The sequence below is a fragment of the Frigoribacterium sp. CFBP9029 genome (assembly GCF_034045305.1).
Classification (GTDB): Bacteria; Actinomycetota; Actinomycetes; order Actinomycetales; family Microbacteriaceae; genus Frigoribacterium.
This window is the reverse complement of the sequence record NZ_JAXCWB010000002.1, coordinates 275,956-297,937: the sequence shown is the minus strand read 5'-3', so window position 1 is coordinate 297,937 and position 21,982 is coordinate 275,956. Positions and strand designations below refer to the sequence as shown.

At 68.3% G+C, this 21,982-nt stretch carries 22 protein-coding genes; 11 read left to right on the top strand and 11 right to left on the bottom strand.

The features are described from left to right. Positions 1-56 precede the first annotated feature (56 nt). Positions 57-539, top strand: a complete 483-nt coding sequence (gene nrdR / locus SOM11_RS03935; protein WP_192060434.1) for a transcriptional regulator NrdR — start codon at positions 57-59, stop codon at positions 537-539. Beyond that, positions 536-1,579, top strand: a complete 1,044-nt coding sequence (locus tag SOM11_RS03930; RefSeq protein ID WP_192060433.1) for a quinone-dependent dihydroorotate dehydrogenase — start codon at positions 536-538, stop codon at positions 1,577-1,579. The genes nrdR and SOM11_RS03930 overlap by 4 nt, the downstream gene beginning before the upstream one ends. A gap of 118 nt (positions 1,580-1,697) precedes the next feature. Here the strand turns inward: SOM11_RS03930 and SOM11_RS03925 are convergent, their stop codons facing one another. Beyond that, positions 1,698-2,276 (bottom strand): DUF3043 domain-containing protein, encoded by a 579-nt coding sequence (locus SOM11_RS03925; RefSeq protein ID WP_192060432.1) that lies wholly within the window; start codon positions 2,274-2,276, stop codon positions 1,698-1,700. 41 nt (positions 2,277-2,317) lie between these two features. Between SOM11_RS03925 and SOM11_RS03920 the strand changes: the two genes are divergently transcribed. The 5 genes from SOM11_RS03920 (at position 2,318) to SOM11_RS03900 (ending at position 7,474) form a co-directional block, all read left to right on the top strand. Beyond that, positions 2,318-3,736, top strand: a complete 1,419-nt coding sequence (locus SOM11_RS03920; protein WP_192060431.1) for a dipeptidase — start codon at positions 2,318-2,320, stop codon at positions 3,734-3,736. A 96-nt stretch (positions 3,737-3,832) separates the two neighbouring features. Further along, positions 3,833-4,213: an iron-sulfur cluster insertion protein ErpA gene (gene erpA, locus SOM11_RS03915; protein WP_192060430.1), complete on the top strand. Its 381-nt coding sequence runs from the start codon at positions 3,833-3,835 to the stop codon at positions 4,211-4,213. 239 nt (positions 4,214-4,452) lie between these two features. Continuing rightward, positions 4,453-5,295, top strand: a complete 843-nt coding sequence (gene coxB / locus SOM11_RS03910; protein ID WP_320477229.1) for a cytochrome c oxidase subunit II — start codon at positions 4,453-4,455, stop codon at positions 5,293-5,295. A 10-nt stretch (positions 5,296-5,305) separates the two neighbouring features. After that, complete coding sequence (ctaD, locus tag SOM11_RS03905) at positions 5,306-7,051, top strand: cytochrome c oxidase subunit I (protein ID WP_192060428.1); 1,746 nt, start codon at positions 5,306-5,308, stop codon at positions 7,049-7,051. A gap of 6 nt (positions 7,052-7,057) precedes the next feature. After that, positions 7,058-7,474, top strand: coding sequence for a cytochrome c oxidase subunit 4 (locus tag SOM11_RS03900; RefSeq protein WP_192060427.1), 417 nt, complete (start codon positions 7,058-7,060; stop codon positions 7,472-7,474). Between the two features lie 1,043 nt (positions 7,475-8,517). Here the strand turns inward: SOM11_RS03900 and SOM11_RS03895 are convergent. Genes SOM11_RS03895 through SOM11_RS03880 form a run of 4 tightly spaced genes read right to left on the bottom strand, consistent with a single transcriptional unit; the run spans position 8,518 to position 12,753 of the window. Further along, positions 8,518-10,176 (bottom strand): cytochrome b, encoded by a 1,659-nt coding sequence (locus SOM11_RS03895; RefSeq protein ID WP_243213988.1) that lies wholly within the window; start codon positions 10,174-10,176, stop codon positions 8,518-8,520. After that, positions 10,173-11,240, bottom strand: coding sequence for a ubiquinol-cytochrome c reductase iron-sulfur subunit (locus tag SOM11_RS03890; protein WP_192060426.1), 1,068 nt, complete (start codon positions 11,238-11,240; stop codon positions 10,173-10,175). Before SOM11_RS03890 ends, SOM11_RS03895 begins: the two co-directional genes overlap by 4 nt. A 34-nt stretch (positions 11,241-11,274) precedes the next feature. Continuing rightward, on the bottom strand, positions 11,275-12,090 hold the full coding sequence (locus tag SOM11_RS03885) for a c-type cytochrome (RefSeq protein WP_192060425.1): 816 nt from the start codon (positions 12,088-12,090) through the stop codon (positions 11,275-11,277). 21 nt (positions 12,091-12,111) lie between these two features. After that, complete coding sequence (locus SOM11_RS03880; RefSeq protein ID WP_192060424.1) at positions 12,112-12,753, bottom strand: cytochrome c oxidase subunit 3; 642 nt, start codon at positions 12,751-12,753, stop codon at positions 12,112-12,114. Positions 12,754-12,859: 106 nt separating this feature from the next. On the opposite strand from SOM11_RS03880, the gene trpD reads away from it, so the two are divergent. Then, positions 12,860-13,915, top strand: a complete 1,056-nt coding sequence (gene trpD / locus SOM11_RS03875; protein WP_320477228.1) for an anthranilate phosphoribosyltransferase — start codon at positions 12,860-12,862, stop codon at positions 13,913-13,915. Between the two features lie 133 nt (positions 13,916-14,048). Here the strand turns inward: trpD and glpK are convergent, their stop codons facing one another. Together glpK and SOM11_RS03865 are read right to left on the bottom strand one after the other, a co-directional pair. Then, positions 14,049-15,566 carry a glycerol kinase GlpK gene (glpK, locus tag SOM11_RS03870; RefSeq protein WP_192060422.1) on the bottom strand — a complete coding sequence of 506 codons (1,518 nt, stop codon included), beginning with the start codon at positions 15,564-15,566 and terminating at the stop codon, positions 14,049-14,051. A 102-nt stretch (positions 15,567-15,668) separates the two neighbouring features. Further along, on the bottom strand, positions 15,669-16,343 hold the full coding sequence (locus SOM11_RS03865) for an MIP/aquaporin family protein (RefSeq protein WP_197981916.1): 675 nt from the start codon (positions 16,341-16,343) through the stop codon (positions 15,669-15,671). Positions 16,344-16,591: 248 nt separating this feature from the next. On the opposite strand from SOM11_RS03865, the gene dhaK reads away from it, so the two are divergent. From dhaK to dhaM, 3 genes are read left to right on the top strand one after another with little or no spacing between them, the layout of a single operon-like run. Then, positions 16,592-17,593: a dihydroxyacetone kinase subunit DhaK gene (dhaK, locus tag SOM11_RS03860; RefSeq protein WP_320477227.1), complete on the top strand. Its 1,002-nt coding sequence runs from the start codon at positions 16,592-16,594 to the stop codon at positions 17,591-17,593. Positions 17,594-17,630: 37 nt separating this feature from the next. Then, positions 17,631-18,281, top strand: coding sequence for a dihydroxyacetone kinase subunit DhaL (gene dhaL / locus SOM11_RS03855; RefSeq protein WP_320477226.1), 651 nt, complete (start codon positions 17,631-17,633; stop codon positions 18,279-18,281). Positions 18,282-18,284: 3 nt separating this feature from the next. Beyond that, complete coding sequence (gene dhaM, locus SOM11_RS03850; protein ID WP_320477225.1) at positions 18,285-18,968, top strand: dihydroxyacetone kinase phosphoryl donor subunit DhaM; 684 nt, start codon at positions 18,285-18,287, stop codon at positions 18,966-18,968. 52 nt (positions 18,969-19,020) lie between these two features. On the opposite strand, the gene SOM11_RS03845 is transcribed toward dhaM, so the two are convergent. From SOM11_RS03845 to SOM11_RS03830, 4 genes are read right to left on the bottom strand one after another with little or no spacing between them, the layout of a single operon-like run. Then, positions 19,021-19,782 carry a pyrimidine reductase family protein gene (locus SOM11_RS03845; protein WP_320477224.1) on the bottom strand — a complete coding sequence of 254 codons (762 nt, stop codon included), beginning with the start codon at positions 19,780-19,782 and terminating at the stop codon, positions 19,021-19,023. Further along, positions 19,779-20,759 carry a dihydropteroate synthase gene (folP, locus tag SOM11_RS03840; RefSeq protein WP_320477223.1) on the bottom strand — a complete coding sequence of 327 codons (981 nt, stop codon included), beginning with the start codon at positions 20,757-20,759 and terminating at the stop codon, positions 19,779-19,781. Before folP ends, SOM11_RS03845 begins: the two co-directional genes overlap by 4 nt. Then, positions 20,756-21,349 carry a GTP cyclohydrolase I gene (gene folE / locus SOM11_RS03835; RefSeq protein ID WP_192060416.1) on the bottom strand — a complete coding sequence of 198 codons (594 nt, stop codon included), beginning with the start codon at positions 21,347-21,349 and terminating at the stop codon, positions 20,756-20,758. Before folE ends, folP begins: the two co-directional genes overlap by 4 nt. A 12-nt stretch (positions 21,350-21,361) precedes the next feature. Beyond that, positions 21,362-21,865: a hypothetical protein gene (locus SOM11_RS03830; protein ID WP_320477222.1), complete on the bottom strand. Its 504-nt coding sequence runs from the start codon at positions 21,863-21,865 to the stop codon at positions 21,362-21,364. Positions 21,866-21,982 lie beyond the last annotated feature (117 nt).

The window sequence follows — 21,982 nt, the reverse complement described above, 5'->3', positions numbered from 1 at the left end:
CGCCGGTTCCTCCCCTCGACAGGGGAGGCCCCTGCTCCCAGTACGCTGAGGGCACCATGTTCTGTCCCTTCTGCCGTCATCCCGATTCCCGCGTCGTCGACTCGCGCACCAGCGACGACGGCACGTCCATCCGGCGACGCCGCCAGTGCCCGCACTGCAGTCGGCGTTTCAGCACGACCGAGACGGCCAGCCTCAACGTCGTGAAGCGCAACGGGGTGCTCGAGCCGTTCAGCCGCGAGAAGATCATCTCCGGCGTGCGCAAGGCCTGCCAGGGTCGACCCGTGACCGACGGCGACCTGGCCGTCCTGGCCCAGCGGGTCGAGGAGGCCGTCCGCGCCAGCGGCACGTCGCAGATCGAAGCCAACGACATCGGCCTGGCGATCCTGCCCCCGCTGCGAGAACTCGACGAGGTGGCCTACCTGCGGTTCGCCAGCGTCTACCAGGCGTTCGACTCGCTCGACGACTTCGAGGCCTCCATCGCGACGCTGCGCGAAGAGCACGCCGGGCGGCCCCGCACGACCCGATCGGTCGACGAATGACGACCCCGTACCGGCTCCTGTTCGATCTCGTCCTGTCGAAGCTCGACCCCGAAGACGCGCACCACCTGGCGTTCCGGGTCATCCGCGCCGTCCCCCGGGTCGGACTCGCGCCGCTCGCGAGGCGGTTCACCGCGCCGCACCCGTCGCTGGCCGTCTCGGCGCTGGGTCTCCGCTTCGACTCCCCGTTCGGCGTCGCGGCGGGCTTCGACAAAGACGCCCGAGGCATCGCCGGGCTCGGAGCGCTCGGCTTCGGGCACGTCGAGGTCGGCACCATCACCGCCCGGCCGCAACCCGGCAACGAGCGCCCTCGGCTCTTCCGGCTCGTCCCCGACCTGGCGGTCGTCAACCGCATGGGGTTCAACAACGGAGGCGCGCAGCAGGCCGCGACGGAGCTCGCCAAGGCACGGAGCGCCTCCCGCCGTCCGGTCGTCGGGGTGAACATCGGCAAGAGCCGTGTCGTCGACGTGGACGACGCGGTCGACGACTACCTGGTCAGCACGAGGCTCCTCGCGCCGTTGGCGGACTACCTGGCGGTCAACGTCAGCTCGCCCAACACGCCGGGCCTCCGGGGGCTCCAAGAGCTGGATCGACTGGGCCCGCTGCTCAGCGCGGTCGCCGAGGCAGCAGGGTCGACTCCCGTCCTGGTGAAGATCGCGCCCGACCTCGACGACGAGGGCATCCGCACGATCGGCCGACTCGTCGGCGACCTGGGGCTGGCGGGGGTGATCGCCACGAACACGACGCTGTCGCGCGAGGGGCTCGAGACCGACGCGAGCGTGGTCGAGGCGGCCGGTGCCGGGGGGCTCTCCGGTGCGCCCCTGGCGGCACGTTCGCTCGAGGTGCTGCGACTGCTCGTCGACGCCGTGCCCGAGGGCACCTGCATCATCTCCGTCGGGGGAGTCACCTCCGCCGCCGACGTCGACGAACGGCTGCGCGCCGGTGCGACTCTGGTCCAGGGGTACACCGCGTTCCTCTACCGGGGTCCGCTCTGGGCCCGTCAGATCAACCGGGGCCTCCGCAGGCTCCGCTCCCGTCGTTGACGTGGGCGTGATCGGACCGTCGGTCGCCTGATCGGCCGTCACGGCCCCGCACGACGACGCCGCCCCTCCTCTCGATTCTCATCGGGAGGAGGGGCGGCGTCGTGGAGTCGGAGAGGCGTCAGACCGTCGGGTACTGACCGCGCTTGATCTGCGGCTTCGGCATGCGCATGGGCTTCATCTGCATGGCCCGCATGGCGGCGTACCACTTGTTGCCCCGCTGGACGTTGCCGGCACCGTACTTCTCGGTGAGCTTCGACGTGACCAGGCGACCCACCACGAGGCAGTCGATCACGGCGACGATGAAGAAGCCCCAGAGGACGAAGAGGGTGATCATCTGGATGGCGGCCACCTGGATGATGCTCATCACGATGACGAGCACCATGATCGGGATCATCGCCTCGCCGACGCTGTACCGCGCGTCGACGTAGTCGCGGATGAACTTGCGCTGCGGGCCCTTGTCGCGTTCGGGGAGGAACTTCTCCTCGCCGTTGGCCATACCCACACGCTGCCGCTCGCGTACCTCGGCGAGGCGGGCCCGCTGGGCCTTCTGCGCCTCCTTGCCGGTGGCGACCAGAGGACGTCGGTTCGCCTCCTCGCGCTCGCGCCTGGTCGGCGTCGGGCGACCCTTGCCGATCGTCGTCGATTCGGGGTCGACGACCTGCGTCGACGAGTCGGTCTTGTCTTCTGCCTTGGCCACGGATATTCCTCGGGGTTGAACGAGTTCCTAAGATTACCTGCATGACCGACTCGCAGCACCCCGTCCGACCGACCGACCCTCGTACTGTCAGCGAACTCGCGGAGGCCGTGCACGCCGGGCTCCCATCGACGATCGCCGATCTCTCGTCGCTCGTGCGCATCCCCTCCGTCTCGTGGGACGCCTTCGACCCCGCCCACGTCGCGGAGAGCGCCGAGGCCGTCGCCCAGCTGGTCCGCGAGACGGGCCTCTTCGACGAGGTGACGGTCAGCCGGGCTCCGATCGGCGACACCGGCGCGACCGGTCAGCCTGCCGTCCTGGCCCGTCGGGAGGCGCGCGACGGCAAGAAGACCGTCCTGCTGTACGCGCACCACGACGTCCAACCCCAGGGGGACGACGCGCACTGGGACACTCCGCCCTTCGAGCCCACGCTGAAGGGCGACCGCCTCTACGGTCGCGGTGCGTCCGATGACAAGGCCGGCGTCATGACCCACGTCGCCGCGCTCCGTGCCGTCCGCGAGGTCGTCGGCGACGACCTCGGCGTGGGCGTTGCCCTGTTCATCGAGGGCGAGGAGGAGTTCGGCTCGAGGTCGTTCGCGGACTTCCTCGCGCAGCACCGCGACCAGTTGGCCGCCGATGTGATCGTGGTGGCCGACTCCGACAACTGGAGCACCACCGTCCCGGCCATCACCGTGGGGCTCCGGGGCAATGTGACGTTCCGACTCACGGTCCGCACCCTCGCCCACGCCTCGCATTCGGGGATGCTCGGCGGTGTCGTCCCGGACGCCATGATGGCGATGGTGCGCCTCCTGGCCTCGCTCCACGACGACGACGGCGGCGTGGCCGTCGCCGGTCTCCGCAGCCGCGACGCGCAGCACCCCGAGCAGTCGGAGGAGACCCTCCGGGAGGAGTCCGGCCTTCTCGAGGGCGTCCGGACGATCGGACACGGCCCCCTCCTGAGCCGGGTGTGGTCGCAGCCGTCGATCACCGTCACGGGGATCGATGCTCCGACCGTCGCGAACGCCTCCAACACGCTCTCGCCCGAGGTGTCCGTCCGCATCAGCGCGCGCGTCGCCCCGGGGCAGCCCGCGGCCGAGGCCTACGAGGCGCTGCGCGAGCACCTGCTGACGGACCCGCCGTTCGGTGCGCATGTCTCGATCGACGACGTCGACACGGGGGACCCGTTCCTCGTCGACACGAGCGGGCCGGCGATCGCCGACGTGACCGTGGCGATGACCGAGGGCTGGGGCGAGGCGCCGGTCCAGACCGGCATCGGAGGCTCGATCCCGTTCATCGCCGACCTCGTGAAGACCTTCCCGCACGCGGAGATCCTGGTGACCGGCGTCGAAGACCCCGACACCCGCGCGCACAGCCCCAACGAGTCGCAGCATCTCGGGGTGCTCCAGAAGGCCATCCTCACAGAGGCCATCCTCATCGCACGACTCGACGCCGAGATCCGCTGACCGGATCATCGACCCGGGGGAACAAATCCCCGGGTCCGCTGCTTACACTGGTCGACGAGGAGTGCAGAGCACTCGCACCCGCTTGAAGGAGGCTCCATGACCGACACCGCGACCCCCGTCGTCGAGACGGCCGTTTCGACCGAGACGCCCGCCCACGGCGTCAAGCTCACCGATACCGCAGCCGGAAAGGTCAAGAGCCTCCTGATGCAGGAGGGGCGAGACGACCTGCGTCTCCGTGTCGCCGTCCAGCCCGGTGGCTGCTCCGGTCTGATCTACCAGCTCTACTTCGACGAGCGCCTGCTCGAGAACGACGCGACCGTCGACTACGACGGTGTCGAGGTCGTCGTCGACAAGATGAGCGTGCCGTACCTCGACGGCGCCGCCATCGACTTCGAGGACACCATCCAGAAGCAGGGCTTCACGATCGACAACCCGAACGCCCAGGGGAGCTGCGCCTGCGGCGACAGCTTCCACTGACGCTCGACCCGTCACCGCTCCTCGTCGGGGGCCGCCCTCAGGGGTGGTCCCCGACAGGCGGTTAATGGTTCGGCGTCGAACATTGCGGCGTGCTGTGTACTGAGGTCGGTGCAACCTGCGAGTAGGCTAGGGAAGTCCCCGTCCAGACTGGGAGCACCCCCCGAAGTCGCGTCATCCGAGAGGTAACAGTGCGTTCTCACCGCCGTAATCGTTGGGCCGCCATTCCCGTGGCAGCCGTCATGGCCCTCGTCCTCGCAGGCTGCACGCAAGACCAGCTGCAGGGTTGGCTGCCGACCGAGCCGGGCACCACGAACCACGTCGACAGCATCATCGGCCTCTGGGTCACGTCGTGGATCGTCCTCCTCATCGTCGGGTTCATCGTGTGGGGTCTCGTCATCTGGGCGTCGATCGCCTACCGCCGCCGCAAGGGCCAGACCGGCCTCCCCGTGCAGCTGCGGTACAACCTCCCGGTCGAGATCTTCTACACGGTCGTCCCGCTCATCCTGGTGCTCGGCTTCTTCGCCTTCACCGCGCGCGACCAGGCCGCCATCGAGGCGCCGACCGCGAGCCCCGACGTCAAGATCGACGTCTACGCCAAGCGCTGGGCCTGGGACTTCAACTACATCGATCAGCAGAACGAAGACGAGAGCACCTACTACCAGGGCATCCAGGCCCAGGAGGAGGCGGACGGAACGGTCGACGAAGACCAGCTCCCCGTGCTCTACCTGCCCGTCGGCAAGTCCGTCGAGATCGAGCTCAAGTCGCGGGACGTCGCGCACTCCTTCTGGGTCGTCGACTTCCTGTACAAGAAGGACACGATCCCCGGCAAGACCAACTACATGTACTTCACGCCCAACAAAGAGGGCACCTTCACCGGCAAGTGCGCCGAGCTCTGCGGCGAGTACCACTCCCTGATGCTGTTCAACGTCAAGGTCGTCAGCCAGTCCGAGTACGACGCCTACCTGCAGACGCTCGCGGACGACGGCAACACGGGTCTGCTCGGCGACGAGTACAACACCAACACCAACCAGCCGGACAACGAGGCCCCTGTGGCCGCCGGCACCGAAGACTCCGAGAAGTAAGGCACGGTCGATGAGCTCAGCCACCGCCACCCGCCCCACCGGCGGAACATCCTCCTCCGGCCCGAACTTCGGTGCCTCGAAGGTCGGACGCAAGGGCAATGTCGTCGTGACGTGGATCACGTCCACCGACCACAAGACCATCGGGTACATGTACCTGATCGCGTCCTTCCTGTTCTTCTGCCTCGGCGGAGTCATGGCGCTGATCATCCGGGCGCAGCTGTTCGCCCCGGGTCTCGACGTCATCCAGACCAAAGAGCAGTACAACCAGCTCTTCACCATGCACGGCACGATCATGCTGCTCATGTTCGCGACGCCCCTGTTCTCGGGCTTCGCCAACGTGCTGATGCCGCTGCAGATCGGTGCTCCCGACGTCGCCTTCCCGCGACTCAACGGCTTCGCCTTCTGGCTCTACCTCTTCGGCTCCCTCATCGCCGTCGCCGGGTTCCTCACCCCCCAGGGCGCCGCGTCGTTCGGCTGGTTCGCCTACGCGCCATTGTCGGATACGACGTTCTCGCCAGGCCTAGGTGGAAACCTCTGGGTGTTCGGTCTCGGTATGACCGGTTTCAGCACGATCCTGGGTGCTGTCAACTTCATCACGACCATCGTCACGATGCGCGCGCCCGGCATGACCATGTGGCGCATGCCGATCTTCACCTGGAACACGCTCATCACGGCGATCCTCGTGATCATGGCGTTCCCCGTGCTGGCTGCGGCCCTGTTCGGGCTCGGCTTCGACCGCGTTTTCGACGCGCAGGTGTTCAACCCGGCCAACGGTGGAGCCATCCTCTGGCAGCACCTGTTCTGGTTCTTCGGGCACCCCGAGGTCTACATCATCGCCCTGCCGTTCTTCGGCATCATCAGCGAGGTGCTCCCGGTCTTCAGCCGCAAGCCGATCTTCGGCTACAAGACGCTCGTCTACGCGACGATCTCGATCGCTGCTCTCTCCGTCACCGTGTGGGCTCACCACATGTACGTGACCGGCTCGGTCCTGCTGCCGTTCTTCTCGCTGATGACCATGCTCATCGCGGTCCCGACCGGTGTGAAGATCTTCAACTGGATCGGCACGATGTGGCGCGGTTCGGTCACGTTCGAGACACCCATGCTGTGGGCCATCGGGTTCCTCATCACGTTCACGTTCGGTGGTCTGACGGGCGTCATCCTCGCGTCGCCGCCCCTCGACTTCCACGTCTCGGACACCTACTTCGTCGTGGCCCACTTCCACTACGTCGTCTTCGGGACGGTCGTCTTCGCCATGTTCTCCGGCTTCTACTTCTGGTGGCCGAAGATGACCGGCAAGATGCTCAACGAGCGTCTCGGCAAGATCCACTTCTGGATGCTCTTCGTCGGGTTCCACACGACGTTCCTCATCCAGCACTGGCTCGGCGTGATGGGCATGCCCCGTCGTTACGCGACGTACCAGCCCGAAGACCACTTCACCTGGATGAACCAGCTCTCGACCATCGGAGCCATGCTGCTCGGTGTCTCGATCCTGCCGTTCCTCTACAACGTGTACATCACGGCGCGTCGCGCTCCCAAGGTCGAGGTGAACGACCCCTGGGGTTACTCGCGATCGCTCGAGTGGGCCACCTCCTGCCCGCCGCCGCGTCACAACTTCACCTCCATTCCCCGCATCCGCTCGGAGTCCCCGGCGTTCGACCTGAACCACCCCGAGGCCGGCCTGCCCGTCGGCATCGGCCCGGTGAAGGACGCCCCCGACGCTCCGACGTACGATGCAGCCAGCGACAAGGTGAAGTAGGCCCCGATGAAGACCAACGCAACGCTTTTCTGGATCCTCGCGATCTTCTTCTTCGCGATGGGCGCCGTCTACACGGTCTGGAACCTCATCGACACCGGTCAGGTGGAGTGGGCCGGTACCGTCGCCATCCCTCTGGCAGGCATGCTCAGCGTGTTCCTCGCCTTCTACATGAGCCGCTCGCACAAGGCTCAGGGTGGGGAGCTCGCGGAAGACCGTCTCGATGCCAACATCGACGACGGCGACCCTGAGCTGGGGCACTTCAGCCCGTGGTCGTGGTGGCCGATCATCCTGGCCTTCGCCTGTGGCCTGATCTTCCTGGCCTTCGCGGTCGGCATGTGGATCATCTACATCGGCGGCGCTCTTGTTGCGGTCGCTCTGGTCGGCTGGGTCTATGAGTACTACCGGGGTAACTTCGTCCACTGATCTATCTGCTCCATCTGAACGGCGTCCACAAAGTGGGCGCCGTTCGTGGTTTAACCGTGCGGAGTGACGGAAAGGGACTGGAAGTCGAACCGCGACGTCGCATGCGACGACAGGGCCGCTGCGGCAGTTTGAGGCAACCATCGATCGGCGGGCAGCTTGTGGCGCCTGGCCGCGAGCCCGCAGGCGGCCGCCAGTGGGGGCCTCCTCGCGTCCTGTTCTGGGTTCGGGGCATGGAAGCCGGCGAGTGGGTTGATCTCGAGTACCGGGCGTCCTCAAGCAGGGGAGTGGCCGGCGCGTCGATTTCGGCCCAGAACCGAGATCGATCGGCACGACAGGCATCCGACCGATAACGGCCAGAGCGACGAACGGAACGGGTCGTCGATGCGGACTGGTTGTCGTCATCGACGGCGCACACCGCCTGCCGAGAGACCCCGCGCATCTCATCGTGCCGGTGAACGGCCGGCCCTGCTGGCCCATTCCCGGTGCCTCGTCGTCAAGGCAGAGCACAGCACAGCCCAGCCCCTCTGCCACCGACTGCTGGTCGACAGTACGACCGAGGCCGGCCGTCAGGTCTGGGTCACGCGGAACGGCTGCATCTCCTGGCGGGTTGACCGCGACCATCAGTCATCGCCAGGGAGATCCCCTGTCCGCCCTCGAGAGGCCTCGTGACGGCTGCCCAATGCTTGCCGATGACCGGCACCACCGGCCGAAGCACGACATAGGCAGGCGGAAAGGGGCGGCAGCGCGTCAGAGGGTGCTGCCCAAGGCCGAACGGGCTTTTGCGGAAGCTGCGGCGAACCGGACAGCGACCCGGGGGCACGTGAGCTCGTAGCGGTCTCGGTCTTATCAGACGGTGCACTCAACTCATGGGGCGTCGCCTGGTGGCCACGTCGCCGCAACACCGTCCGGTTGTCTCGTATCGCGTCGTCTCGTCTCGCGTCGTCTCGTCTCGGAGTCGGTGCTCGCCGTCCGAGTCCGGATTCCCAGGATGAACGACTGAGGCCCGACCACCGCAGGGGTGGTCGGGCCTCAGGGGACTCGGGTCAGTGACCGTCGTTGTGCGGTGCCTCGATCTCGGAACGCTTCACCGGGGCGATGCGGTCTTCGAAGAAGAACGACGACATCGATGCCCGCAGACGCTGCACCGGCGTGATCTGACCGTTGGCGTTCGGACGGATCATCAGGGGCTCGTACTCGGTGAAGTTGAGCAGACGCCAGCGCTCGTACTCGTCGAGCTGCTCGTGGACCTCGACGTACTCGCCGCCGGGGAGACGGACGATGCGTCCCGACTCGTAACCGTGCAGCGCGATCTCGCGATCCTTCTTCTGCAGACCCAGGCAGACCCGCTTCGTGATCCAGAAGGCGATGAATGGTCCGAGGATCAGACAGGCCTGCACGGTGTGGATCACGTAGTTTAGGGACAGATGGAAGTGCGTCGCCATCAGGTCCGAGCTGGCCGCGGCCCACAGGCTCGCGTAGACGACGATGCCGGCGGCACCGATCGCTGTACGCGTGGGAGCGTTGCGAGGACGGTCGAGGATGTGGTGCTCGCGCTTGTCACCGGTGACCCAGGCCTCGAGGAACGGGTAGAGCAGGACGGCCAGGATGAAGATCACCAGGACGCCGATGGGCGCCAGGATGTTCATCGAGACGGTGTAGCCCCAGGCCACGAACTCCCAGTGCGGGGGCACCAGTCTGAGCGCACCGTCGGCGAATCCGATGTACCAGTCGGGCTGGGTACCGGCGGACACGGGGGAGGGGTCGTACGGACCGTAGTTCCAGATCGGGTTGATCGTGAACAGCGAGGCGATCAAGACGATCACGCCGAAGACGATGAAGAAGAACCCACCGGCCTTGGCGGCGAACACCGGCATGACCGGCACGCCGACGACGTTCTCGTTGGTCTTGCCGGGGCCGGCCCACTGCGTGTGCTTGTTGATGATCAGCAGCAGGAGGTGGACGCCGAGCAGGGCGATGAGGAGCGCGGGCAGGAGCATGATGTGCAGCGAGTAGAAGCGCGCCACCATGTCGGTGCCAGGGAACTCTCCGCCGAACAGCAGGTACGAGATCCACACGCCGATGACGGGGATGCCCTTCACCATGCCGTCGATGATCCGTGCGCCGTTACCGGAGAGCAGGTCGTCGGGGAGCGAGTAGCCGGTGAAGCCCTCGGCCATCGCGAGGACCCAGAGCGTGAAGCCGACGACCCAGTTGATCTCGCGGGGCTTGCGGAACGCACCGGTGAAGTACACGCGGAGCATGTGCAGCATGATCGCCGCGACGAAGAGCAGCGCCGCCCAGTGGTGGATCTGACGGAAGAGGAGCCCACCGCGGATGTCGAACGAGATGTCGAGCGTCGAGGCCATCGCGGCCGACATGTTCAAGCCCTTGAGGGGGACGTACGAGCCGTTGTAGTTGACCTCGGCCATGGACGGCTGGAAGAAGAACGTCAGGAACGTGCCCGAGAGCAGGATCACGACGAACGAGTACAGCGCGACCTCGCCCAGCATGAACGACCAGTGGTCGGGGAAGATCTTGCGACCGACCTCTTTCACGAGGCCGGACATGCTCGTACGCTCGTCGACGTAGTTGGCTGCGGCGCCGAAGAATTTGTTCGTCTTCGTCGGAGCGAACGCGGGGACCGTCGTCGTCGTGTTCGACGTCTTGGTCTCGGTCTCCGGTGCAGGGGTGGTGGTGATCACTTTTCGCGCTCCCAGTAGCTCGGGCCCACGGGCTCGTGGAAATCGCTCTGCGCGACGAGGTAACCATCGGCGTCGACTGCGATGGGCAGCTGCGGGAGAGGCCGTTTGGCCGGTCCGAAGATCACTTCGCAGTTGTTCTTCACGTCGAACGTCGACTGGTGGCAGGGGCAGAGCAGGTGGTGGGTCTGCTGCTCGTAGAGGGCCACAGGGCACCCCACGTGCGTGCAGATCTTCGAGTACGCGACGATGCCGTCGTACTGCCAGCCCTCGCGTCCTTCCGGAATGTTGAGGTCTTCCGGCTTGAGGCGCATCAGAAGGACTGCGGCCTTGGCTTTCTCTTCGAGCAGGTGCTCCGACTCGTTGAGGGTCTCGGGGATGACGTGGAACACGGAACCGAGCGTGATGTCGGAGGCTTTGATGCGGGCCCCCGACGGGTCCATCGCGAGGTGCGTCCCCTCCTCCCAGAGGGTGTGACGCAGGACCTCGTTCGGGTCTTCGGCGGGTGCGAGATCGCGGAACAGGACGACGGCGGGGAGCGGCGTGGCCACGAGGGCGCCGATCAGGCTGTTGCGGATGAGCGTGCGGCGGCCGAAGCCGGACTCCTGGTTGCCCAGTGCGAAGACCTCGACGGCCTTCTCGCGGGTCTCATCGGTGCCACGCGTCGAGTGACGCATCTCGGTGATCTCGCGAGCCGGCATCAGCGTCTTCGACCAGTGCACTGCACCGATGCCGATCGAGATCAGCCCGAGGGCGATGCCGAGACCGAGGAACAGGTTGTTCAGGCGGACCGAGTTCGAGTCTCCTGAGGTGATCGGGAAGGCGATGTAGGCACCGATTGCGGCGATGCTGCCCACGATGGAGAGGAAGAACCAGACGCTGACCTGACGCTCGGCGCGCTTCTCGGCCTTGGGGTCGATGTCGGTGACACGGTCGCGGTGCGGCGGCTCACCCGGGTTCTCGAAGACGTCGGCAGTGACGACGGCCGTGCCGGCCGACACCTGTCGAGGCTCGTGCCTCTCGACAGCCGAGCCCGCGGTGGGGGCCTCGTCGTCGTGCTGTGCCATGGGTTTTGCCTTTCGGTGAAGTACGGGAGAACGACTAGTTGGATCGGGCGGTGAGCCAGATGGTCACGGCGACGATTCCGCCGAGGCCGAAGATCCAGATGAACAGACCCTCGGCTACGGGGCCGAGGCTTCCGAGTTCGAACCCGCCGGGGGACGGGTTGTTCTCCAGGTACTTGAGGTACGTGATGATGTCGGCCTTGTCTTGGGGCGACAGGTTCATGTCGTTGAAGACGGGCATGTTCTGCGGGCCGGTGAGCATGGCCTCGTAGATGTGGTTGGAGTCGACCCCGTCGAGTGCGGGAGCGAACTTGCCCTCCGTCAACGCGCCTCCGGCGCCTGCGACGTTGTGGCACATGGCGCAGTTGATGCGGAAGAGCTCGGCGCCGTTGGTGGTGTCACCGTCGGCCTGGAGGTACTCCTCGGAGGGGATGCTCGGGCCGGGGCCGAGGGAGGCGATGTAGGCGGCCATGTCGGCGACCTGCTCGTCGCTGAACTGCGTGGGCTTCTCTTCGGCCTGCGGCCCGTTGAGCGCCATGGGCATGCGGCCGGTGCCGACCTGGAAGTCGACGGCGGCCGAGCCGACGCCGATCAGGCTCGGGCCGTCGGCCGTGCCGGCGGCGCTGAGGCCGTGGCACGTCGCGCAGTTCGAGGCGAAGAGCTTCTGACCCTCGTCGATGCTCTGCTGCGAAGCGACGGGGGCCACGTTCTCGTCGGCGGTGGCCGTCGACGAGAAGAGGGCGTACGCGCCACCGGTCGTGAGGAGACCCACGAGGATGAGGGACGCGGTCGCGAGCGGGCTGCGACGACCCGTCTTGGTCTTGCGTCGCGAGGACGAGGTTCGAGTGAACATGCTGTGTGAACGATCCAATGCCTATTTGAGGACGTAGACGACCATGAAGAGGCCGATCCACACCACGTCGACGAAGTGCCAGTAGTACGAGACGACGATGGCTGTCGTCGCTTCTTTGTGGCCGAAGTTCTTGACGGCGAACGCCCGGCCGATGGTGAGGAGGAACGCGATGAGACCGCCGATGACGTGCGCGCCGTGGAAGCCGGTCGTCATGTAGAAGGCGGAACCGTACGCGTTGGAGCTGAGGGTGACGTGCTCGGAGATGAGGTGCGCGTACTCGAACACCTGGAGGCAGATGAACGCCGAGCCCATGGCGTAGGTGAGGAAGAACCACTCGACCATGCCCCACTGGCCGACCTGGAACAGGCGGCCCGTTCGGCGCGACTGCATGCGCTCGGCTGCGAACACGCCGAACTGGCAGGTCACCGACGAGAGCACCAGCATGATGGTGTTCGTGAGGGCGAACGGCACGTCGAGCTTGGCCGTCTCGAACTCCCAGAGACCGGGCGAGGTGCTTCGCAGCGTGAAGTAGATCGCGAACAGACCCGCGAAGAACATGACTTCGCTGCCCAGCCACACGATGGTGCCGACGGCGACGGTGCTCGGTCGGTTGACGACCGGCCCGGAAGGTCTGGAGAGAGAGGTACTTGTCACGAGGTCCATTATGCCTGGAAACCTCCCCTGGGTTTGCGCAGGAAACCCCGGGTCGGGAATTTCTCTTGACGACGAGCTATAAGACGGGCTAGGCGGACGCCGCTAACCTTGCGGCATGACCAACGAGCTCTCCTGGCCCACGATCATCGAGTCCCTCCTGGCCCGTCGGGACCTCTCGATCACCGAGGCGACGTGGTCGATGGAGCGGGTGATGCTCGGCGAGGCGACTCCCGCTCAGCTGGCCGCGTTCCTCGTCGCGCTGCGCTCCAAAGGGGAGACGGTCGACGAGATCGTCGGCTTCCGCGACGCGGTGCTCGCCCACGCCGTCCCTCTGCCCGTCGACTCGCTGGCCGTCGACATCGTCGGCACCGGTGGCGACCGGTTCGGCACGGTCAACGTGTCGACGATGGCCTCCGTGGTCGTCGCGTCGACCGGTGTGCCCGTCATCAAGCACGGGAACCGCGCGGCGAGCTCGTCGTCCGGCTCGTCCGACGTGCTGGCCGCCCTCGGCATCGACCTGACCCTGTCGGCCGAGCGCGTCGCGGACGTCCTCCGGGAGGTCGGCATGACGTTCGCCTTCGCCGCGGCGTTCCACCCGGGGTTCGGGAACGCGGCACAGGTCCGGCGTGAGATCGGCGTGCCCACGGTGTTCAACTTCCTCGGTCCGCTGGTCAACCCGGCGCGCCCCGAGGCGAGCGCCGTCGGGGTGGCCTCGCTCGACAAGGTGCCACTGATCGTCGGCGTGTTCCAGACGCGGGGGGCGACTGCGCTGGTGTTCCGTGGCGACGACGGCCTGGACGAGCTGACGACCACCGGTCACAGCCACATCTGGGAGATCTCGACCGGGTCCGTGACCGAGCACGACTTCGATCCGCTCGAGCTCGGCATCCCACGAGCCGCCATCGCCGACCTCGTCGGCGGGGACGCGCAGCACAACGCCGACGTCGCCCGCCGGGTGCTCGCCGGCGAGACGGGACCGGTGCGCGACATCGTGCTGCTGAACGCCGCGGCCGGTCTGGTGTCGTACCGGCTCGCCGTCGACCCGTCGGAGCGCGACCGCCCCGTCGTCGCGCGATTCCGTGAGCAGCTCGCGGTGGCGGCCGAGGCGATCGACACGGGCGCGGCCGCTGCCAAGCTCGACGCGTGGGTGACGGCCACGAAGACGGCGTGAGGTCGCCCCGGGCGGCCGACCCGAGCCTCCTCGGCTCGATGGACGGGCTGACGGGGTCGATGGACAGGACGACCGCCTGAGACGCGGAACGGGCCCGCTCCCCGAGGGGAGCGGGCCCGTTCGTCGTCGGGACTCAGTTCACGTCGTCGTCGACCCAGTCGAAGGTCTTCGTGACGGCCTTCTTCCAGAGGCGCAGGGTGCGGTCGCGCTCATCGGCCTCGATGTTCGGAGTCCAGCGCTTGTCCTCCTGCCAGTTCTGACGCAGGTCGTCGAGGGTCTCCCAGAAGCCGACCGCGAGACCGGCTGCGTAGGCCGCGCCGAGCGCCGTGGTCTCGGCGACCACGGGGCGGACCACCGGGACGTCGAGGATGTCGGCCTGGAACTGCATGAGAGCGTCGTTGGCGGTCATGCCGCCGTCGACCTTCAGCTCGGTCAGGTCGACGCCCGAGTCGGCGTTGACCGCGTCGAGCACCTCGCGGGTCTGGAAGGCCGTGGCCTCGAGCGCCGCGCGGGCGATGTGGCCCTTGTTGACGTAGCGGGTCAGACCCACCAGCGCACCGCGGGCGTCCGAACGCCAGTACGGCGCGAAGAGGCCCGAGAACGCCGGCACGAAGTACACGCCGCCGTTGTCGTCGACGGTCTTGGCCAGCTCTTCGACCTCCGCCGCCGAGCCGATGATTCCGAGGTTGTCGCGCAGCCACTGGATGAGCGATCCGGTGACGGCGATCGACCCCTCCAGCGCGTAGTGCGGGGCGGCGTCGCCGAGCTTGTAGCCGAGCGTCGTCAGCAGACCGTTCTTCGAGTGGACGATCTCCTCGCCCGTGTTGAAGATGAGGAAGTTGCCGGTGCCGTAGGTGTTCTTCGACTCGCCCTGGTCGAAGGCGGCCTGACCGAACGTGGCGGCCTGCTGGTCGCCGAGGATGCCGGCGATCGGCACCTCGCGCAGCAGGTTCGAGGACTCGACCGTGCCGTAGACCTCGGACGAGCTCTTGATCTCGGGGAGCATCGACTTCGGCACGTCGAACGCCTCGAGGATGTCGTCGCGCCACTGGAGCGTCTCGAGGTCCATGAATAGGGTCCGCGAGGCGTTCGTCACGTCGGTGACGTGCACACCGCCGTCGACGCCGCCGGTGAGGTTCCAGATGACCCACGAGTCGGTGGTGCCGAACATGAGGTCGCCCGCTTCGGCCTTCTCGCGTGCACCCTCGACGTTCTCGAGGATCCAGACGATCTTGGTTCCCGAGAAGTAGGTCGCGAGCGGCAGCCCGACGATGGGCTTGAAGCGCTCGACGCCACCGTCGGCGGCGAGCCGGTCGACGATGGACTGCGTGCGGGTGTCCTGCCAGACGATCGCGTTGTAGACCGGCTTGCCCGTGGTCCTGTCCCACACGACGGCGGTCTCGCGCTGGTTGGTGATGCCGACGGCCTTGATGTTGTGGCGCGTGATGTCGGCTCGCGAGAGGGCCTGGCCGATGACCTCGCGGGTGTTCGTCCAGATCTCGAGCGGGTCGTGCTCGACCCAGCCTGCACGCGGGAAGATCTGCTCGTGCTCCTTCTGACCGGTGGACACGATGGTGCCCGAGTGGTCGAAGATGATGGCGCGGGTGCTCGTGGTGCCCTGGTCGATGGCGAGAATGTAGTCGTCGCTCACGGGTGTGTCTCCTTCGTCGTTGATGGTGTCGACCGTGGCGGGCCGGGTTCGCCCCGGAGGGGCGTGGGCCCGCCGCGATCAGCGATGAGTCGTGGGTTCGGGTCAGGCGATGGGGAGCAGCGCGCCCGAGACGACGGCGGCGAGGGCGCCACCGATCAGCGGGCCGGCGACGGGGACCCAGGCGTAGGACCAGTCGCTCGAGCCCTTGCCCTTGATGGGGAGGAAGGCGTGCGCGATGCGCGGGCCGAGGTCGCGGGCAGGGTTGATGGCGTAGCCGGTGGGCCCACCGAGGGAGGCGCCGATCGCGATCACGAGGAAGGCGACGGGGATGGCGCCGAGCTCGGCCGGGGTGCCGCCGTTGGTGAAGCCGATGACGACCAGCACGAATGCGAAGGTCGCGATGATCTCGGTGACGAGGTTCCAGCCGTAGTTGCGGATGGCGGGCCCGGTCGAGAAGACGCCCAGCTTGGCGGCGGGGTCGGGCTCTTCGTCGAAGTGGTTCTTGTACACGAGCCAGACGAGCACGGCGCCGATGATCGCACCGATCATCTGCGCGGCCAGGTAGACGAGGAACGCGACGAAGTCGATGTTGCCCAGGATCAGCTGCGCGAGGCTGACGGCCGGGTTGAGCGCCGCACCGGACGAGTACGAGACGGTGACACCGGCGAAGACGGCGAGGCCCCAACCGAAGTTGACCATCAGCGTCCCGCCGTTGAAGCCCTTCGACTTCGTGAGTGCCACGTTGGCGACGACGCCGCCACCGAGCAGGATGAGCATCGCCGTGCCCACCACTTCAGAGAGAAAAATCAGTCCCAGGTCCACGTCGACCTTCCTTAGTCGTCGGGCGGGCTGCGACTGTGCAACCCGCGGTGAGCGTGTGAGCACACACTAGTGCGGGGACGGCACACCATGACTGGCCGAATCAGGTGGTTTGCACACATGTGCACGGATGTCCGAGCGGAGTACTTTCGTGGAGGAATGAAGCGAGCCCGGTCGACGGGCTCCCATCACGAGGAGGACCTTCGATGAAGAAGCTCATCAACGATCCGGCGGACGTCGTCGCCGAGGCCGTCGCGGGATTCGGGGCGGCCCATGCCGACCTGGTCGTCGTGTCGCACGATCCGACGTTCGTGAGGCGCGCCGAGGGGCCGACGCCGGGCAGGGTGGCCATCGTGAGCGGCGGCGGCAGCGGACACGAGCCGCTCCATGCCGGGTTCGTGGGGTACGGGATGCTCTCCGCAGCGGTGCCCGGCCCCGTGTTCACCTCGCCCACCCCCGATCCGATCCTGGCGGCGACGTCGGCGGTCGACGGGGGAGCCGGGGTGCTCTACATCGTCAAGAACTACACGGGCGACGTGCTCAACTTCGAGACGGCGGCCGATCTCGCCGAGGCCGACGGCATCACCGTGGAGTCGGTGCTGGTCGACGACGACGTCGCCGTCAAGGACTCCCTGTTCACAGCGGGTCGTCGCGGCGTCGCCGGGACGGTCGTCGTCGAGAAGATCGCCGGTGCCTCCGCCGAGCGGGGCGACGACCTCGCCACCGTGGCGGCTCTCGCCCGTCGTGCCGTGGCCGCGACCCGATCGATGGGCGTCGCACTCGCCGCCGGCACCGTTCCCCACGCCGGCGAGCCCGGCTTCATGCTCGGCGACGACGAGATCGAGTTCGGCGTCGGCATCCACGGCGAACCAGGCCGCGAGCGCATGCCGCTGGAGCCGGTGGACGCCATCGTCGAGCGCCTGCTCTCGGCGGTGACCGATGACCTGGGCGTCGCAGCGGGCGACCGGGTGCTGCTCTTCGTGAACGGCATGGGCGGGACTCCCTCCATCGAGCTCTACATCGCATACCGCCGGGCGGGCGAGCTGCTCTCTGAGCAGGGGGTGACCGTGGCGCGCAGCCTCGTCGGCGACTATGTGACCTCGCTCGAGATGCAGGGGCTGTCGATCACCGTGACCCGGCTGGACGACGAGCTGACCGAGCTCTGGGACGCACCCGTCGAGACGGCCGCGCTGCGGCGCGGACGCTGACCGTGACAGCCCTCACCGACCACGAGAGGAACACCGAATGACACTGGACTCCACCTGGGTGCGCGCCTGGATCGAACGGACGGCGGAGGTGCTGACGACCGAGCGGCACACCCTGAGCGAACTCGACCGCCAGATCGGCGACGGCGACCACGGCGAGAACCTCGCCCGCGGATTCGCCGCCGTCCGGGAGCGCATCGGCCAGACGCCCGACGACGCGACGCCGGCGACTCTCGTCAAGCTCGTCGCCACCACCCTCATCTCGACCGTCGGGGGAGCGGCCGGCCCGCTTCTCGGGACGGCCTACCTCAAGGGAGCGGCGGCCCTGGGCGACGCGTCCGAGCTGGACGCCCGAGCGGTCGTCGCCCTGCTGACCGCGGCGCGCGACGGCGTGGTCCTCCGCGGCAAGGCGGAGACGGGCGACAAGACCATGGTCGACGCCTGGACCCCCGCCGTCGACGCGGCCGCCGCGGCAGCAGGGAGCGGCGCCCCTCCGGCGGACGTCCTCCGGGCCGCGGCCGACGCCGCCGCCGAGGGCGCCGCCGCGACCGAGCCGCTCGTCGCCCGCAAGGGACGGGCGAGCTACCTCGGCGACCGCGCCATCGGGCATCGCGACCCGGGAGCCCAGTCGTCGTCCCTCATCATCACCGCGGCCGCCGACACGGCGGCCGAGTCGAACAAGGAGTCGTAGAGCATGCCCACCATCGGAATAGTCATCGTCTCGCACAGCGCCAAGATCGCCGAGGGGGTCGTCGAGCTGGCGAGGCAGATGGCCCCGTCGACCACGCTCGTCGCCGCCGGCGGCACCGACGAGGGCGGGATCGGCACGAGCTTCGACCGCATCTCGGCCGCCCTGACGACGGCCTCGGCCGGCGGCGGAGCCGTCCTGCTCTGCGACCTCGGCTCGGCCATCCTCACCTCCGAGACGGTCGTCGACTTCCTCGACGATGCCGAGAAGGAGCGCGTGGTCATCGCCGACGCACCGCTCGTCGAGGGTGCGGTGGCCGCCGCGGTGGCCGCCGAGACCGGGGGAGAGCTCGCGCAGGTGGCCGCTGCGGCGTCCGGCGCGACCGGGATCGCCGATGTGCACGCCGACGAACGCGATCTGCGTGGCGGCGACGCCGTCGAGCGGTCGACGACCATCGTCAACACCTCGGGGCTGCACGCCCGCCCCGCGGCCGAGCTGGTCAAGCACGCGTCCGCCTTCCAGGCCGACATCACCGTCAACGGCGTCGACGCCAAGAGCCTGCTCCGCATCATGGGTCTGAACGTCGGTGCGGGGTCGACCGTCGCGATCATGGCCACGGGACCCGACGCGGAGGCGGCGGTCGACGAGCTGATCGCACTCATCGACGACGGGTTCGGCGAGAGGGCCTGACCCGGGGAGGGCGATCGAGGAGGCGCGTCCCGAGAACCGGGGCGCGCCTCCTTCAGGTCGGACGGCGGCGCGAGTACCTGGCCAGCAGCACATCCTCGGAGGCGAGCAGGTGATCGAGGGTCATCCCGCGGACCGCCCCCGCGCCGGAGCCGGAGACGATGCGCGGGCCCTCGCCGGCCACGAGCGTCGGCGACACGGTCACGTTGAGCTCGTCGAGCAGATCGGCGTCGACGAGGTCGCCGAGCAGACTCGGGCCGCCCTCGGTGTGGATCTGCGGCAGACCCCTCTCGACGAGCAGGGCCACGAGGAGGCGCGGGTCGACCCGGTCCGCACCCCAGACCACCACGTCGGCCACGCCCTCGAGTCGCGACCTCGCGTCGCGCGGTGAGGATTCCGTCGTGACGACGAGGGGGCGCACCGGGGCCTCGGCGAACACGGCGCTCGACGGATCGAGGTCGAGGGAACCTGACACGATCGCGAACACCGGGTGATCGGGCAGGTCGTGCGACCGGCGCCAGGCCACGTCGTCGTCGTGCAGACGCATCGCGCCGTACCCCTCGGAGCGCACGGTTCCGGCGCCGACCACCACGACATCGCACACACGACGGAGCAGATCGAAGACGAGCAGATCGGCCGGGCTGCCGAGCCCTCCCGACAGGCCGTGGACGCTGGCGGAGCCGTCGATGCTGGACACGGCGTTCGCGCCGACCCGCGGGATGCTCCGGTCGACGGGGGAGAGGAGCGCCACGAGCGCCTCGTGGTCGAGCGGCTCGGGAGGGCCGGGGAGCACCCTCGTGAGGATCGGGGAGGTCATGAGCGCGCCTCCTCGGCGTCGGGGACCCCGCCGGCTCGAGGGGCGGACTCGGGGCCCAGGTTGTGCACCTCGCGGACGGGCTCGCGCCAGCCCGCGATGGCCTCGACCATGCGGACGGCGTCGACGGCCGCTCTGACGTCGTGCATGCGGACGATGCGGGCGCCGAGCATGATGCTCACCGTCGCCGCGGCCAACGAACCCGGCAGGCGGTCGGGCTTCTCTCGCCCGAGCGATTCGCCGATGAAGTCCTTGTTCGACACGGCGGCGAGCACGGGGTGGCCGAGAGCCGCGACCTCGGCGAGTCGGCGCGTCACGTCGAGGGTGTGCCGCGTCGTCTTGTTCAGATCGTGGCCCGGGTCGACCACGATGCGCTCGAGGGGGACGCCGTGCTCGAGGGCGAGGTCGACCCGCCGGCGGAGGAAGTCGATCACCTCGACGGTCACGTCGTCGTAGTGCGGACTCGGGTGGGGACGGCGCGGTGCGGCCAGGCTGTGGGTGATCACGAGCGTCGCGTCGCTGTCGGCGACGACGTCGGCCAGCCGTGAGTCGTGCAGCCCCGTGGTGTCGTTGATCACGCCGGCTCCGGCCGCGATGACCGCCTCGGCGACGTCGGCCCGGAAGGTGTCGACCGAGACGACGACGTCGGAGCGGGCCGAGAGGGCCCGGACCACCGGGAGGACCCTCTCGAGCTCTTCAGCACCGGGCAGCTCGGGCCCGGGCGCGAACGGCACACCGCCGATGTCGACCCAGTCGGCGCCGTCGTCGGCGGCCTGGACGGCGGCCGCGACGGCCCGGTCGAGGGCGAAGGTGGCGCCCTGGTCGAAGAACGAGTCGGGGGTGCGGTTCACGATCGCCATCACCGCGACCTGACGGGAGAAGTCGAACGTGCGCCGGCCGATCCGTCGCACGGGGGAGTGCAGCGGGGGGAGGAAGGGGGTCGTAGCGCCCTCGACCCACCGGTCGGGTGACGCCGTCACGCCGAGCGCCCGTCGTGCGGGGCGCCGATCAGCGCCATCGCCTCCGCCCTCGCCGCAGGGTCGGTCAGTGAGCCCCGGCTCGCCAGGGTCACCGTGCTGCTGCCGCTCTGGCGCGGCCCGCGGGTGGTGACGCAGCCGTGCGCGGCGTCGAGCACGACGAGCACCCCGGTCGGTTCGGCGCCGTCGCTCAGCGCCTGCGCGATCTCCTCGCCGAGACGCTCCTGCAGCTGGGCGCGCGACGCCACGGTGTCGACCAGGCGGGGGAGCGCCCCCAACCCGACGATCTCGCGCCCGGGCACGTAGGCGACGTGGGCGACGCCCACGAAGGGGAGCAGGTGGTGCTCGCACATCGAGCGGAAGCGGATGTCGCGGACGATCACGAGCTCGCCCGACTGCTCGGCTCCGGCGGCGACGACGCTGTCGCGGACGACCTGCGCGGCGTCCACTCCGACACCGGAGAAGAACTCCGCGTACGACTCGGCGACCCGTCGCGGCGTGGCCTCCAGGCCGGGGCGGGCGAGGTCCTCGCCGACGGCGGCCAGCAGCTCGCGGACGGCGGCCTCGATTCGGGGCTGATCGATCGGCGTCATGCCGACATCATCTCAGGCGGGACCGTGGGGTTCCCCGTCGTCGGGGTCGTGGGGGAGCGCTGCATGGTGGCGATGGCCCGGCGTGCGCCGCGCCTCCTTCATCTCCGCCTCGAACAGATGTCTCCTGCCGCCGGCGAGAGCATCACGAGCGTTCTTCTCGCTCTCGCGGAACAGCGCGTAGTAGCCGTCGTCGTAGTCCTCGACGATCTGGAAGGTCCATCGCCCGTCGATCACGTTGCGGCCGATCAGCTCCCGGTCGAGCCGGTCGGCGATCTCGCCGTGCCCGGCCGCCCGCAGCTTCTCGACGGCGTCGCCGAGGGCCAGGTCGGCCTTGCCGGTCAGCCGGTGGAATCCGTAGAGGAACCCTCGGGCCTGTTCGACGACCTCGAGGGCCGCCGAGAGCTCGCCGAGGGCGTCGACGGTCGCGTCGTCGAGGCCCTCCGGTCGGCGGTGCCGACCGTCGGGGCCGTCTCGCTCGTCGTCGTGTGCGTCGCGTGCATGGGGTGCGCTGGTCATGCGTCGAGCCAACACCGAGGAGGCGCGAGAGGGGTGTTCGAGATCGCCAAGCTGACATAATGTGCATTATCAGCGCACTGCTGAGTCGGCCGAGAAGGGGTCTCGGTCGAGGAACGA